General features: G+C 64.8%; 12 protein-coding genes, 1 other RNA gene and 1 pseudogene. 1 reads left to right on the forward strand and 13 read right to left on the reverse strand.

Going from position 1 to position 12,690, the window contains the following annotated elements; all coding sequences use genetic code 11:
- Nucleotides 1-7 precede the first annotated feature (7 nt).
- From RMQ73_RS05305 to ssrA, 9 genes are all read right to left on the reverse strand, one after another.
- Nucleotides 8-961: a nitronate monooxygenase gene (locus tag RMQ73_RS05305; protein WP_310497026.1), complete on the reverse strand. Its 954-nt coding sequence runs from the start codon at nucleotides 959-961 to the stop codon at nucleotides 8-10.
- On the reverse strand, nucleotides 958-2,394 hold the full coding sequence (locus RMQ73_RS05310) for an aldehyde dehydrogenase family protein (RefSeq protein ID WP_310497037.1): 1,437 nt from the start codon (nucleotides 2,392-2,394) through the stop codon (nucleotides 958-960). The genes RMQ73_RS05305 and RMQ73_RS05310 overlap by 4 nt, the downstream gene beginning before the upstream one ends.
- A 98-nt stretch (nucleotides 2,395-2,492) precedes the next feature.
- A complete protein-coding gene (locus tag RMQ73_RS05315; protein ID WP_310497027.1) occupies nucleotides 2,493-3,764 on the reverse strand; it encodes an amidohydrolase in 1,272 nt (423 codons plus the stop codon).
- 18 nt (nucleotides 3,765-3,782) lie between these two features.
- Nucleotides 3,783-4,535, reverse strand: coding sequence for a sulfite exporter TauE/SafE family protein (locus RMQ73_RS05320; RefSeq protein WP_409049838.1), 753 nt, complete (start codon nucleotides 4,533-4,535; stop codon nucleotides 3,783-3,785).
- A gap of 17 nt (nucleotides 4,536-4,552) precedes the next feature.
- Nucleotides 4,553-5,173, reverse strand: a complete 621-nt coding sequence (locus RMQ73_RS05325) for a DUF4893 domain-containing protein (protein ID WP_310497028.1) — start codon at nucleotides 5,171-5,173, stop codon at nucleotides 4,553-4,555.
- Nucleotides 5,173-5,823 carry a guanylate kinase gene (gmk, locus tag RMQ73_RS05330; RefSeq protein WP_310497029.1) on the reverse strand — a complete coding sequence of 217 codons (651 nt, stop codon included), beginning with the start codon at nucleotides 5,821-5,823 and terminating at the stop codon, nucleotides 5,173-5,175. The genes RMQ73_RS05325 and gmk overlap by 1 nt, the downstream gene beginning before the upstream one ends.
- Before the next feature lie 31 nt (nucleotides 5,824-5,854).
- Nucleotides 5,855-7,231, reverse strand: coding sequence for a class II fumarate hydratase (locus tag RMQ73_RS05335; protein ID WP_310497030.1), 1,377 nt, complete (start codon nucleotides 7,229-7,231; stop codon nucleotides 5,855-5,857).
- Nucleotides 7,232-7,242: 11 nt separating this feature from the next.
- On the reverse strand, nucleotides 7,243-7,710 hold the full coding sequence (locus tag RMQ73_RS05340; protein ID WP_310497031.1) for a ClpXP protease specificity-enhancing factor SspB: 468 nt from the start codon (nucleotides 7,708-7,710) through the stop codon (nucleotides 7,243-7,245).
- Between the two features lie 139 nt (nucleotides 7,711-7,849).
- Nucleotides 7,850-8,236: a transfer-messenger RNA gene (gene ssrA, locus RMQ73_RS05345) on the reverse strand.
- A gap of 19 nt (nucleotides 8,237-8,255) precedes the next feature.
- Here ssrA and RMQ73_RS05350 point away from each other — a divergent pair.
- Entirely contained in the window at nucleotides 8,256-8,594 is a 339-nt protein-coding gene (locus RMQ73_RS05350; protein ID WP_310497032.1) for a hypothetical protein, read from the forward strand.
- Here the strand turns inward: RMQ73_RS05350 and RMQ73_RS05355 are convergent, their stop codons facing one another.
- The 4 genes and pseudogenes from RMQ73_RS05355 to RMQ73_RS05370 all read right to left on the reverse strand — a co-directional run bounded on the left by RMQ73_RS05355 (nucleotide 8,595) and on the right by RMQ73_RS05370 (nucleotide 12,247).
- On the reverse strand, nucleotides 8,595-9,764 hold the full coding sequence (locus RMQ73_RS05355) for a glycosyltransferase family 1 protein (protein ID WP_310497033.1): 1,170 nt from the start codon (nucleotides 9,762-9,764) through the stop codon (nucleotides 8,595-8,597).
- Between the two features lie 151 nt (nucleotides 9,765-9,915).
- Complete coding sequence (locus tag RMQ73_RS05360; protein ID WP_310497034.1) at nucleotides 9,916-10,569, reverse strand: PEPxxWA-CTERM sorting domain-containing protein; 654 nt, start codon at nucleotides 10,567-10,569, stop codon at nucleotides 9,916-9,918.
- A 246-nt stretch (nucleotides 10,570-10,815) separates the two neighbouring features.
- A pseudogene (locus tag RMQ73_RS14240) lies at nucleotides 10,816-10,911 on the reverse strand (PEPxxWA-CTERM sorting domain-containing protein); the annotation flags it as partial.
- Between the two features lie 646 nt (nucleotides 10,912-11,557).
- On the reverse strand, nucleotides 11,558-12,247 hold the full coding sequence (locus RMQ73_RS05370) for a PEPxxWA-CTERM sorting domain-containing protein (RefSeq protein WP_310497036.1): 690 nt from the start codon (nucleotides 12,245-12,247) through the stop codon (nucleotides 11,558-11,560).
- Between the last annotated feature and the right edge of the window lie 443 nt (nucleotides 12,248-12,690).

Below are 12,690 nucleotides of genomic sequence, written 5' to 3' on the forward strand. Positions count from 1 at the left end.
GCTCGCATCAGCCGAGGTTCCGCAGGCTTTTCAGCGCGCTTTCCGCCTCTGCCATGGTGCGGCGCACGATTTCGCCGGCCGGGAGCACCTCGGTGATGCCGCCGCCGCCCTGCCCTGCCGCCAGGCACTGGGTTTCTGGAATGACATCGAGCACGCCGGCAATCGGACCCAGCCGGTTGAGCTGCACCGATTCGGCGACCTGGGCGACAAAGGGCTTGGCGCTGCTGTTGTCGAAATCGCGATTGCTGTCGTTGACGATGGCGCGCAGCGTCTTGCCGGTGAACACCTTGCTGACCACCGTGTCGCTCTCGCTCATGCCGACGATGGCGTCCTTGTATTTCTGCCCGGCGTGGGCCTCGTGGCTGGCGATGAAGCGCGTGCCCATCCACACGCCCACACAGCCGAACGAAAGGGCCGCAACCAGGCCGCGCCCGTCGAACAGGCCGCCAGCCGCCACAACCGGAATATCCACGGCATCGACGACCTGCGGCCACAGCGCAACCGACGCGACGCTGCCGGTGTGGCCGCCGGCCTCGGTGCCTTGCGCGATGATGACATCGCAGCCGGCTTCGGCGGCCTTGACGGCGTGGCGGACATTGCCGGCCATGCACATCACGACAACGCCGGCCTGTTTCAGTTCGGTGATGATCGCGACCGGCACGCCCAGCCCGGCGATGAACGCCTTTGCGCCGCCCTTGATGATGACATCGACACTGGCGGTCAGCGTTTCGGGCTGGGCGGTGAGCAAATCGACGCCGAACGGCTTGTCGGTCAGATCCTTCACCCGTGCCATCTGGTCGGCGATGACACGCGGCGACAGGCCGGCCATGCCGAGGCTGCCGAAACCGCCGGCCTCGCTGACAGCGGCGCACACTTCGGCATAGGACACGCCGCCCATGCCGGCGAGCAGCACCGGGTGCGGCACGCCGAGCAGGTCACAAATGGGTGTATGCAGGCTCATTGCGCCGCTGCCTTGTCACCCCAGCCGATGATGGCCTTGGTTTCGAGGAAGTCGGTGAAGGCATGGTCGCCCCATTCGCGGCCGTTGCCCGACTGTTTGTAGCCGCCGAATGGCGCCATCATGTCGCCGGGCGCCTGGTTGATGTTGACCTGGCCGGTGCGCAGTTGGCGCGCCACCTTGCGGGCATGTTCCGGCTCGCCGGAGATATAGCCGGCAAGGCCGTAGACGGTGTCATTGGCGATGGCGACCGCCTGTTCCTCGGACTGGTAGGGCAGCATCGCCAGCACCGGCCCGAAGATTTCCTCGCGGGCGATGGTCATGTCGTTGCTGACATCGGCAAAGATCGTCGGCTTGACGTAATAGCCTTTTTCAAGACCGTCGGGCCGCCCGGTGCCGCCGCTGACCAGCGTGGCGCCTTCGTCGATGCCTTTCTGGATCAGGCCCTGGATCTTGGTCCATTGCGTCTCGCTGACGACCGGTCCCATCGCAGCATTGCCGTCTGGCGAGCCGACGGTCGTGGCTTCGGCTGCAGCCTTGGCAATGGCCTTGGCGGCTTCCATCTTGGCGGCCGGGACCAGCATGCGGGTCGGGGCATTGCACGACTGGCCGCTGTTCATCATCACCGACTTGACGCCGCCGGCAACCGCGACTTGCAGGTCCGCGTCATCGAGGATGATGTTGGGCGACTTGCCGCCCAGTTCCTGGTGGACACGCTTGACGGTGGGTGCGGCGCTGCGGGCCACCTCGACGCCGGCGCGGGTGCTGCCCGTGAAGCTGACCATGTCCACTTCAGGGTGCGACGACAGCGCGGCGCCGACTGTGGGACCATCGCCGTTGACGAGGTTGAAGACACCGGCCGGCACACCGGCGGCGTGCATGACTTCGGCCCACAAAATGGCCGAGAATGGCGCGATTTCGGACGGCTTGAGCACCATGGTGCAGCCGGTGGCGATGGCGGGCACGACCTTGCAGGCGATCTGGTTGATCGGCCAGTTCCACGGCGTGATGAAGGCGCACACACCGATCGGTTCATGGGTGATCAGCGTGGTGCCACGCAGCTTTTCGAATTCGTAGTTCTTCAGCACCTCGATGCCGGTCATCAGATGGCCGACGCCGATGGCGGCCTGCGCCTGCATCGCGAGCCAGCCCGGTGCGCCCATTTCCTCGGTGATAGCGGCGGCGATTTCGGCAAAACGCTCCTGATATTTGGCCAGGATATTCTGCAGCAGTTCGACGCGGTCGGCGCGGCTGGTCTGCGAATAACCCGCGAATGCGCCGCGTGCCGCCATCACGGCGCGGTCGGCGTCGGCGGCGCTGCCCATGGAAATCACGCCGGCAACAGCCTCGGTCGCCGGGTTGATGACATCGAGCGATTTTGGCACCGCCGGGTCGACCCAGGCACCACCGATGTAGAATTTGCGATAGTCACGCATTGCCGTGTCTCCCAAGGATTGTTGCCTTGGGTATTAGCATGGCCAGCGCAGGCCGGCGCCCTACCATTTTTTGGCAATTCCGGTTCGGGCGCTTGCCCCTATTGCCTCGGCAGCAGCATCATCACTGCATCGGTCATCGTCGTCACGCCGGTTGCGATGGTCGGCGCCGGGTCGGGCGCCCAGCCGCTGTTGTGCAGGCTGGGGATGGCCGGGCCACCACTTTGCGCCGCATCCCATTTGTCGCGCCGCGCGCCGCCCAGCCAGTAAATGACCGACGGGATTTTAGCGACGGTGCCGAACAGGTTGAAATCTTCGGACGCCATGCTGGGATCAAGCGTGATGACGCGGTCGGCGCCCAGCGTCTGGACGAATCGCGCCTGCACCCGCGCGGCCAGTTCGGGCGTGTTGAGCGTTGGCGGCGTTGCTGCACTGTTGCTGATCTGCGGCATCAGGTTTTCGGGTATGCCGGCGGCAATGGCCTCGCCGCGCGCGACGCGGGCAATGCCATCCAGAATGCGCTGCTGCTGCGCCATGTCGTATGACCGGATGGTCAATTGCAGCCGCACTTCATCGGGGATGATGTTGTGCTTGGTGCCGCCGTGAATGGCGCCAACCGTGACCACGGCGGGGTGGAAGGGGTCGTTTTCGCGGCTGACCAGCGATTGCAGACCAGTCACGATGCGGCTGGCGAGCAGCACCGGGTCCTTGGTTGTCGCCGGAGAGGCGCCATGGCCGCCGACACCCCGCACGGTCATGTCCATCATCGTCGCTGTGGACAGCGCCCGGTCCTGCGGCACCGAAACCGTGCCGGCCGGAATGCGGCTGTCATCGTGCAGGGCCAGTGCAAAATCCGGCTTGGGGAAGCGCGTGAACAGGCCATCGGCGATCATGTCGGCGGCGCCGCGCGAGACTTCCTCGGCAGGCTGGCCGATCATGACGATGGTGCCCGACCATTTGTCCTTTGCCGCCGCCAGTGCGCGCGCCGTGCCGATCCAGACCGTCATGTGAATGTCGTGGCCGCAGGCGTGCATCACCGGTGTCATCCCGCCATCGGGCGCCTTGCCGAGCGCGGCGCTGGCATAGGCCAGCCCGGTGGCTTCCTTGACCGGCAGGCCGTCCATGTCGGCGCGCACCAGCACGGTGGGGCCGGGGCCGTTCTTCATCACCGCGACCACGCCGGTGCCGCCGACCTTTTCGGTGACGGTAAACCCTGCCGCGCGGGCTTCGGTGGCCATGATGCCCGCCGAGCGCACTTCCTGCAGCGACAGTTCGGGATGGGTATGCAAGTCCTTGTAGAGGGTGACGAGATCGACCGGCGCCGCCATGGCGGGCGCGGCAGTGCAGAGGGCGAGTGCGAGAAGCGTTTTCATGCGCGTCAGCTTAGCGGGTCACATCAGCGCTGCAAGACCGTCCCATGCCAGCTTGGCGCCGACGATGATCATCAGCGCATGGATGATCGCATAAAAACGCGGGCCATCGACCCGGCGCACCAGTATCGTGCCGGCCCATGTCGCGATGATGGCCACCGGCATCAGCACGGCGGCAGCCTTGAGATTTTGCGGCGTGAACTGGCCGAGCGCGGCATAGGCCGGCACCTTGAGCCAGTTGATCAGCGCAAAGAACACCGAACTTGTGCCCAGGAACACATCACGCGGCAGCTTGCGCGGCAGCACATGCATCTGGAACGGTGGCCCGCCGGCATGGGCGATCTGGCTGGTGAAGCCCGACACCGCGCCCATCAGGACGCCCGCCCATGGCCGCGCAGCCGCCGCCGGCACGCCGCGCCGTTCGGCGATGATGCGCTGGAAGGCAAAACCGATGGTGGTGAGGCCTATGGCCGCCTCGACGGCCGCCACCGACACGAACGATGCCAGCAGCCAGCCTGCAAAGATGCCCAGCACTGCGCCAGGCACCATTCGCAGCAGGATGGAATCGTCGCGCTGGCCGCCAAAGGCGCGCACGCTGAACACGTCTTGCACCAGCAGGATCGGCAGCAGGATGGCAGCGGCTTCGACCGGCGACATGCCCAGCGCCATGATCGGCACGGCCAGAATCCCGAGCCCGGCAAAGCCGCCCTTGGCCAGCCCCATGATGATCACCGCCGGAATGGCCGCGAAATAGAAAATCGGGTCGATTGGCACAGCTGGGGCCGCGGCGATCAGGCCGGGACTAGTTCCAGGATGTTCAGCTTGGACTGCCAGCGCGGCCATGGCAGCGCGATGCGCCAATGCGCCTCGCCGACGGTTTGCAGCGCGCCTACCTGGCTGCGGTCCCTGTCGGTGCCATAGGGCAGCACGCCCATTTCGCCGGGCAGCCGCACCGTGCCGAGAAACACCAGCCGGTCGTTATCGGTGAAAAGGGTGCCTGAAAGGGTCTGGCCGTCTCCGCTGCCGACCAGCCGCATCATGGTGCCATCGGCGCGCAGCGTGCAGGCCTGCCAGTCGCCAACCTGCACCAGCGGCTGCCCGGCGGGCGCATCGCGGCGCCGACCGAGCCGGACCATGCGGCAGCGATACGTGCCGGCGCCGGGAAATCCGCCGGCACGCACGGCGGTGTCGCTCACAACCGCGCCCAGCGCCGCCAGATCAGCCGGCGGCACGTCGCGGCGTATCGCCGCCCAGGCGCTGTACAGACCGGCAAGCCGGGGCCGGTCGGATTCCTGGATGATATTCTGCCAGATGTCGGGGCGGCGCACGACCGCATAGGGGCGAACCTCATCGCCGCCGCCACAGCCGGCCAGCGCCAGAACCGCACACAGGAACAGTGCTGCACGCACCATCAGTCGCCCAGCATGGCGCGAACAAAGCTGGCAAGGCCAAGCTGGCGTTTGCGGCGCAGGCGTTCGGCCTTCAGGATGGCGAAAATCTCGTCGAGGCAGGCATCGGCATCGTCATTGACCAGGATATAGTCATATTCGCCCCAATGGCTGATCTCGTCGCGGGCGCGGGACATGCGGCCGCTGATGACGTCCGGCGAATCGGTGCCGCGTCCGTGCAGCCGGCGTTCCAGTTCGGCCAGGTCGGGCGGCAGGATGAACACGCGCACCAGATCGCTGGCGGCATCGGTCTGCTGCAATTGCTGGGTGCCCTGCCAGTCGATGTCGAACAACACATCGCGGCCAGCCTGGAGCGCGGCCTCGACGGGCCCACGCGGCGTGCCATAGCGGTTGCCGAACACGGTGGCCCATTCGAGCAGCTGGTCGTCGGCGATCAATTGCTGGAACTGTTCGGGGCTGACGAAATAATAATCCCTGCCATCGACCTCGCCGGGTCGCGGCGGGCGGGTCGTGGCCGACACCGACAGCGTGATCCCGTCATCCTCGGCCATCAGCCGCCGCGACAAGGTGGTCTTGCCCGCGCCCGAGGGGGAAGACATCACGAACATGAGGCCGCGCCGGGCGGGGGCCGCAGGGCGGCTGAACTGGGTCATCTGCGGCAGATAGCGGATGGATGTGCCGCAATCAAATCATCTGCTCCGGCCGCACCAGCGCGCGGAACCGGTCTTCGCTGACCAGCCCGAGCGCCAGCGCAGCTTCGAGCAGGGTCGTGCCGTCATGATGCGCCTTTTTGGCAATAGCGGCGGCATTGTCATAGCCGATTTCGGGCGCCAGCGCCGTCACCAGCATAAGCGAGCGTTCCACCAATGCAGCGATATGGGCGCGGTTGGGGGTCATGCCTTCCACCATGCGCAGGCGAAAGCTGTTGGTGGCGTCTGACAGTATCGCGATGCTGCCGAGCAGGGCATGGGCGATCAGCGGCTTGAAGACATTGAGCTGAAGATGCCCCTGCAGGGCGCCGATGGTCACGGCGTGGCAATTGCCCATCACCTGGGCGCACACCATCGTCAGCGCCTCGGCCTGGGTCGGGTTGACCTTGCCGGGCATGATCGAGCTGCCGGGCTCGTTTTCGGGCAAGGCCAGCTCGCCAATGCCAGCGCGCGGCCCGCTGCCCAGCAGCCGCAGGTCGTTGCCGATCTTGGTCAGCCCCACCGCGATGGTGTTGAGCACACCGGCAACCTCGACCATGGCGTCATGCGTCGCCAGCGCCTCGAACTTGTTGGGCGCGCTGGCCCAGGGCACGCCGCCGGTCACATCGGCGAGCGCGGCACAGAACGCCGGGCCGAACCCGGCTGGCGCGTTGATGCCGGTGCCGACCGCCGTGCCGCCCTGTGCCAGCCGCGACAGGCGCGGCCACAGCGCGACGATGCGGTCGGCGCCGTCCTCGCAGGTCTGGGCAAAGGCTGACATTTCCTGCCCCAGCGTCATCGGCGTCGCGTCCTGCAGATGCGTGCGGCCGATCTTGATGACATCGGCCCAGTCTGCCTCGTGGCGGCGGAACACAGCAGCAAGATCGCGCAGCGCCGCCAGCAGCCGGCCGCGCAGTTGCAGCGCCACGGCGATGTGCATGGCGGTGGGAAAGGTATCGTTGGACGACTGGCTGCGATTGACATGGTCGTTGGGATGCACCGGCGCCTTGCCGCCGCGCGCGCCGGTCAGCATTTCATTGGCGCGGCCGGCGATGACCTCGTTGGCGTTCATGTTGGTCTGGGTGCCCGACCCGGTTTGCCAGACCACAAGCGGGAACTGGTCATCATGGCGCCCGGCGGCAACCTCGGCGGCGGCAGCCTCGATGGCGTCCGCCAGATCGGTAGGCAGGCCGTGCGCGCGGTTGACCCGTGCAGCGGCCTGTTTCACCAGGCCGAGCGCATGGATGAGCGGCAGTGGCATCCGGTCATGGCCGATGGGGAAATTGCCGATCGAACGCTGCGTTTGCGCGCCCCAATAGGCATGGTCAGGAACGTCGATGGCGCCGAAGCTGTCGTTTTCCTGACGCGGCATGGGTCCGGGCCTTATTTGCGGCGGAAACGGTCGAGCGTCACGACATTGCTGCCGGGCTCGTCCTCGGACGGTGGTTCGGGTTCCGGCTCTGGCGGCGGCGCGTCGTCGCCCTGCGTTGCAAATTGCAGGGCAAAATTCACCGCCGGATCGACAAAGCCGGTCAGCGCCGCAAACGGCACATAGAGGCTGGACGGCACCTGGTTGAAGCTCAGGCCGATACCAAAGCCGACATCATCGACCATCAGGTCCCAATATCGGTTCTGGATGACGATGGTCATCTCGTCGGGATACCGCTCCATGAGGTGGCGCGGAATGTCGACGCCGGGCGCCCGCGTGCGAAACGCGATATAGAAATGATGGGCGCCGGGCAGCGCGCCATCGGCAATGATCCGTTGCAGCACCGATTTGACCACGCCGCGCAGCGCGTCCTGGACGATCTCGTCATAGGGGATCAGGCTGTCTGGGGTGGTTTCGGTCACGTTTGGCGGCCTTTGTGCGGGGGCGCGTTTTCAGTGGCGCGCACGCGCCGCCGGGTCAAGGGCGCGCGAAGTGCGGGGGGTTCTGTTGCCCGGCGCCCGCGTTGCTGAGGTCTGGGGTGCGCCTCGGTTCGTGCATGCTGGTGGGGGGCTTCTGTTGCCCGGCGCCCCCCGGGCCGCTGGAATCCGATTCTGTTGCCCGGTTCGGTCCAACCGCGCTTTCGGCCAGTGTAACTAAGTCCCTGAGGACCTTGTGTTACGCTGCGATTGCGAATGCCTCGTTATCGTTGGCATTTAGGTGTTTTGAAACATTTAACGGCTTATTCATGCCGGGCAAAAACACCGTCTTTGAACACACGTCGATCCTGGTTCGGCCCCATTCAATCCCGCGATAACCGGGGGGGAAATGGTGGAGCCGCCGGGTACTGCCCCCGGGTCCGCTGCGTCTATTACACGGCATGATTTATCGCCATATCCGGGCAAGCCCGACGCGCGTTACATAGGCGCGGGCAAGCGATTCGACAAGGCGAGCCGACAGGAGAAACACCATGGAAACGGCCTGGGCCGATGTGACACGCTGGTTCTGGTCGCTGGGGCCGACCTATGGCGTCGATCCGGTGATCTTCGGGGTCATCTATGTTGGCGCCATCCCGTTTTTTCTCGCCAGCATTGCGTGGCTGGTGCGCCGGCTGCGCAGCAATGGTTCGATCGTCGTACCGGTGCTGAGTTCGGGGTTCTTCTTTGTCTCGGCCTATCTGTATCTGGCCGTTGTGGGCCGCGGCGTGCCGATCTGGGTGTGGGGCCTGCTCGCGGCGCTGGTCATATTCGGCGCCGTGTCCACGGTGCGGGATGTGCGGCGCAAGGTGGCCGCTGCAAAAGAGCCGTGATCAGACCAGCTGGCGATAGCGTGCCAGCACGGCGCCGTTGATTTCGTCCCAGTCATAGGCCTGCGCGGCCTTGAGGCCCGCGGCACCGGCGGCGGCGCGGGCGGCGGGGTCGGTCAGATACAGCGTCAGCGCATCGGCATAGCCGGCGATGTCATCGGGCGCCACGAGCCGGCCCGTCACGCCGTTTTCGACCAGACAGGCGTTGCCCGAGGCATCGGCGGCGACCACGGGAATGCCGCTCGCCATGGCTTCGAGGTTGATGTTGCCGAATGTTTCGGTCGTGCTGGGGTTGATCAGCACTTCGGCGCTGGCATAGGCGCGCGGCAGCCGGTCGCCATCCAGAAAGCCGGCGAAGATCGCATCGGGCACTTGCGCCGCAAAGCGTTCGCGGGCCGGGCCTTCGCCCACCACCAGCAGCCGGTGCGGCACGCCGCGTGCCTTCAGCTCGGTGACCGCGGCGGCGACCTTGTCGAGGCCCTTTTCCAGCACAAGCCGGCCGACAAAAGCGATGACCGCCTCATCATCCTTGATGCCAAGGCTCCAGCGCCATTCCGCCGAGCGCCGCCCGGGGTTGAAGCGCGCCTTGTCGACGCCCCGGCTCCAGACAGTGGCGTGTTCGACGATGCCCTGTTCGCGCAGGGTTTCGGCAAAGCCGCTGGTGGTGGCGAAAACCGCATCCAGGCCGGCGTAAAAGCGCCGCAACATGTTTTCGCCAGCCGGACGCAGCCAGCCAAAGCCATAATATTCGAGATAGGTTTCGAAACGCGTGTGGACGGACGCCACGACCGGCACGCCAAGCGCGCGGCCCAGTTTCTTGGCGGCATGGCCAAGCGGATCGGGCGCCGACAGATGGATGATGTCGGGAGCAAAATTCCGGATGTCACGCTTCAGCCGTTCGGGCAGACCGAGCGCGACCCGGTATTCAGCGCGGCCGGGGATCTGCACCGAAGGCACGGAAACCAGCGTGCCGGCGGGTTCAAAGGCAGGCGTATCGCTGGTCGGCGAATAGACGCGCACCGTGCAGCCCTGCCGTTCGAGGAAGGCCACAAGGCGGTTCAGCGCCTGGTTGGCGCCATCGCGGACATAATTGTAGTTGCCGGAAAACAGCGCGATGCGCAGCGGGCGGGCCGGATCGGCGCCATCGTGAGGCAATTGAAAGGCAGTAGCCAAGTGGCGAATCCTTTGGGTTCAACTCGTGGGATAGCCGTGCATTGTGTCCGCCTTGCGGCACAGGCACGGCACTGGCGCGGCAGCATGCCCCAAAAAGAAAAAGCCCCGCCAGCATCGCCGGCGGGGCTTTCAATTGTCCAAAAAGGACGGATCAGGCGGCGAGGGCAGCCTTGCGGCGGCGCATCGCGGCGCCGACCAGGCCGAAGCCGGCCATCAGCATCGCCCAGCTGGCAGGTTCCGGAATGGCACCGCCAGTGTTGGTGAACATCAGCCGTTCAAAATTCGACGCACTGTTCAGGCTGGTATCATTGCCCAGGCGCCAACCGCCATTGAGCGTGCCGCTACCGGTGTGCCAGCACAGGCGCTGCGCGCCGCCGGCGGTGTTGGAATCGAACACGCCCGAGGCATCGCAGCTTGTGCGGAACACGCCCACGCCTTCCGGAGCGAAGCCCCAGGAATAGCTGTCGTTGAAGTACCAGTCGGTGCCATTGGCGTTGTGCGTGCTGTTGCCGCCCGTGCCGGTTTCGAAGGTGACGTCTTCGCGCAGGGCCTGGGCGAGCAGCTGCAGCGTGTTGCTGCCTGTGACGCGGCCGGCCATCATGAGGCGGGTGCCGCCGCATGCACTCAGAATGCCGGCAATCGATGCGCCGCCGGTGCCATAGTTGCCGATGAAGCACTGCGTCCAGCCACCAGAGGTGACCGTCGCAATGGCGACGTCATTCTGCGGCCCGACGGGCAGGTAGGTAGCAGCAGCCGCAGGCGCCGACGCCAAGGCAGCGGCGACAATGAGCATGTGAAGTTTCATGAACACCCCTCCAATAGTTAAGTTTCAGTAAACCGGCATCGATGCCGATTTAACTGGTGCGATTAATGCAAAGTTCGTGCCAAATTTCGCGCTTGCCAATCCGTCATCGACCGGGCGGCAGCAGCCATGTGCGGCTATTCGCCACTGTAAACTCTACCGACACTTTGCGTACACAAACGCCCCACCGGCTGGGCCGGCGGGGCGCGTGTCTGTTCATCTTCACCAGCCCTCGCGGGCCGGCAAACGTCAGGCGGCGAGGACAGCCTTGCGGCGGCGCATCGAAGCGCCAACGAGGCCGAAGCCGGCGATCAGCATGGCCCAGGTCGAGGATTCCGGCACGGCGTCAAAGAACGCATAGTTGACGTACTGCGGGCCGACGGCCCAATCCTGAACATAGGCAGACTGGTTGCCCCCGGCCAGATAGAAGCCGCCCGACGAATTGACGGAATTGTGCGCAACCTTGGTGCCGCACGGGAAGGTACCACCGCAAGCGCCGCCATAGGTGCTGACCCATGCGAGATTGTCGATGTTGGCCACGTTGCTGTCGATCGTCGAAATACGATACTGGCTGGCAGTGCCGCCGAAGAGCAGTGCGGCAGCAGCCTGACCGGTGTAGGCAATGGGTCCGCCGGTCCACGACGGACCGGCATCGACGCGCCAGCTGCCAACGAAGGTGGCTGCCGAAGCAGGCGCGGCAATTGCGGCCGCTGCAACGCATACAAGCAAAAACTTCTTCATCTGATATTCCCCATTCGAGTTAACAATGCATTAGCGCCAAATTCGGTGTGGTGGCTGATACCAATATCAGCAAAAATCATGCCAATTGTTGCAATTGGTCCGGGGTCCATCGACGGCGCGGCGGTTCGCGGAACAGGCCCGATCACCACTGTAAACTCTACCGACACTTTACATACACAAACGCCCCGCCGGCTGAGCCGGCGGGGCGCGTGTCTGTTCATCTTCACCGGCCCTTGCGGGCCAGCAAGCATCAGGCGGCGAGGGCAGCCTTGCGGCGACGCATCGCAGCGCCGACCAGGCCGAAGCCGGCGATCAGCATCACCCAGCTCGACGGTTCCGGGACGGTGCCGCCGGGACGATCGCTGCCGAAGGTGATGTTGTCATAGGCGACGAAGTTGGCGCCGCCGCCAAAATCGATCGATCTGGCGGTGCCGGCAAAGGCGACGCCAACCGGGGTCCAGTTGCAATAGAAGCCGGTGGCGCCAGGACGGCAATTCTGGTTGGCCTGTGTTGCCAGCGCGAGCGAGGCCAGCACGTTGCCGGTACCGTTCAAACCGTCATAGACGCGGATCGTGGCGTTCGAGTTCGACGCATAATAGAAGGAAAAGCCGGTCGTGAAGCCTGCGGCATAGTTGACGGTGACAGCGCCGCCGGACAGGAAGAACAGGATGCCCTTGCGCGCTGGCACCAGGTACTGATCCGGCTCGCAGCAGCCATTGTAGCCATTGATAGCCAAGCCGTTGGCGGAGAAGCCCGCGCCATAGTTGGTGCCGCTGGTGCCATGGCCGCTGACGCCGCCGTTGTAGAAATTGTCAACGCTCGTGCTGTTGCCAAGGCCCGGATTCACGACGCCGGTGAAGTCGAGAACGACAGTGGCGGCCGATGCCATGGAAGCCGTGGCAGCAAATGCGCCGGCGATGATCAGATTGCGAAACGACATGGTCTGTCCCCTATTGCGGTTGACCGGGCGGTACTGGCCGTCCGGTGCTTGACCATCCTCGCCGGCGCGCTGGCACCCGTCCGATGATCTCACGCAGGGAAACATGCACGATTCGTGCCAATGTTCAGAAGAATTAACAAATCATTGATATTGAAGCATAAGCCGCAATGGCGCCCGGAACGGCAACATGCCAAGTGTAAGGCGCAGTTAACACTTTCTTAGTATATTTTGTTAATACGGTTGCGATGCTCCGAGGGATGCAATCACCCCGCCCTGCACAAACAAAAACCCCCGCCAGCAGCACTGGCGGGGGTCGTTGCAGCGTCTGTGCGCGGCTGCGCGATCAGCTATCGGCGGGCTGGTATATAGAGATCTTTAATCGATCCAATAAGATCTTGTCCTTAAATAATGCGGTCATAGCCAATACCCTAAATCGACAAGAA

The sequence above is a fragment of the Sandarakinorhabdus sp. genome (assembly GCF_031430775.1).
Taxonomy (GTDB): domain Bacteria; phylum Pseudomonadota; class Alphaproteobacteria; order Sphingomonadales; family Sphingomonadaceae; genus Sandarakinorhabdus.

Excerpts from the sequence above, each read along its gene's own strand:
- RMQ73_RS05305 (WP_310497026.1), bottom strand. The coding sequence starts at position 961 with ATGAGCCTGCATACACCCATTTGTGACCTGCTCGGCGTGCCGCACCCG.
- RMQ73_RS05310 (WP_310497037.1), bottom strand. The coding sequence starts at position 2,394 with ATGCGTGACTATCGCAAATTCTACATCGGTGGTGCCTGGGTCGACCCG.
- RMQ73_RS05315 (WP_310497027.1), bottom strand. The coding sequence starts at position 3,764 with ATGAAAACGCTTCTCGCACTCGCCCTCTGCACTGCCGCGCCCGCCATG.
- RMQ73_RS05325 (WP_310497028.1), bottom strand. The coding sequence starts at position 5,173 with ATGGTGCGTGCAGCACTGTTCCTGTGTGCGGTTCTGGCGCTGGCCGGC.
- gmk (WP_310497029.1), bottom strand. The coding sequence starts at position 5,823 with ATGACCCAGTTCAGCCGCCCTGCGGCCCCCGCCCGGCGCGGCCTCATG.
- RMQ73_RS05335 (WP_310497030.1), bottom strand. The coding sequence starts at position 7,231 with ATGCCGCGTCAGGAAAACGACAGCTTCGGCGCCATCGACGTTCCTGAC.
- RMQ73_RS05350 (WP_310497032.1), top strand. The coding sequence starts at position 8,256 with ATGGAAACGGCCTGGGCCGATGTGACACGCTGGTTCTGGTCGCTGGGG.
- RMQ73_RS05360 (WP_310497034.1), bottom strand. The coding sequence starts at position 10,569 with ATGAAACTTCACATGCTCATTGTCGCCGCTGCCTTGGCGTCGGCGCCT.
- RMQ73_RS05370 (WP_310497036.1), bottom strand. The coding sequence starts at position 12,247 with ATGTCGTTTCGCAATCTGATCATCGCCGGCGCATTTGCTGCCACGGCT.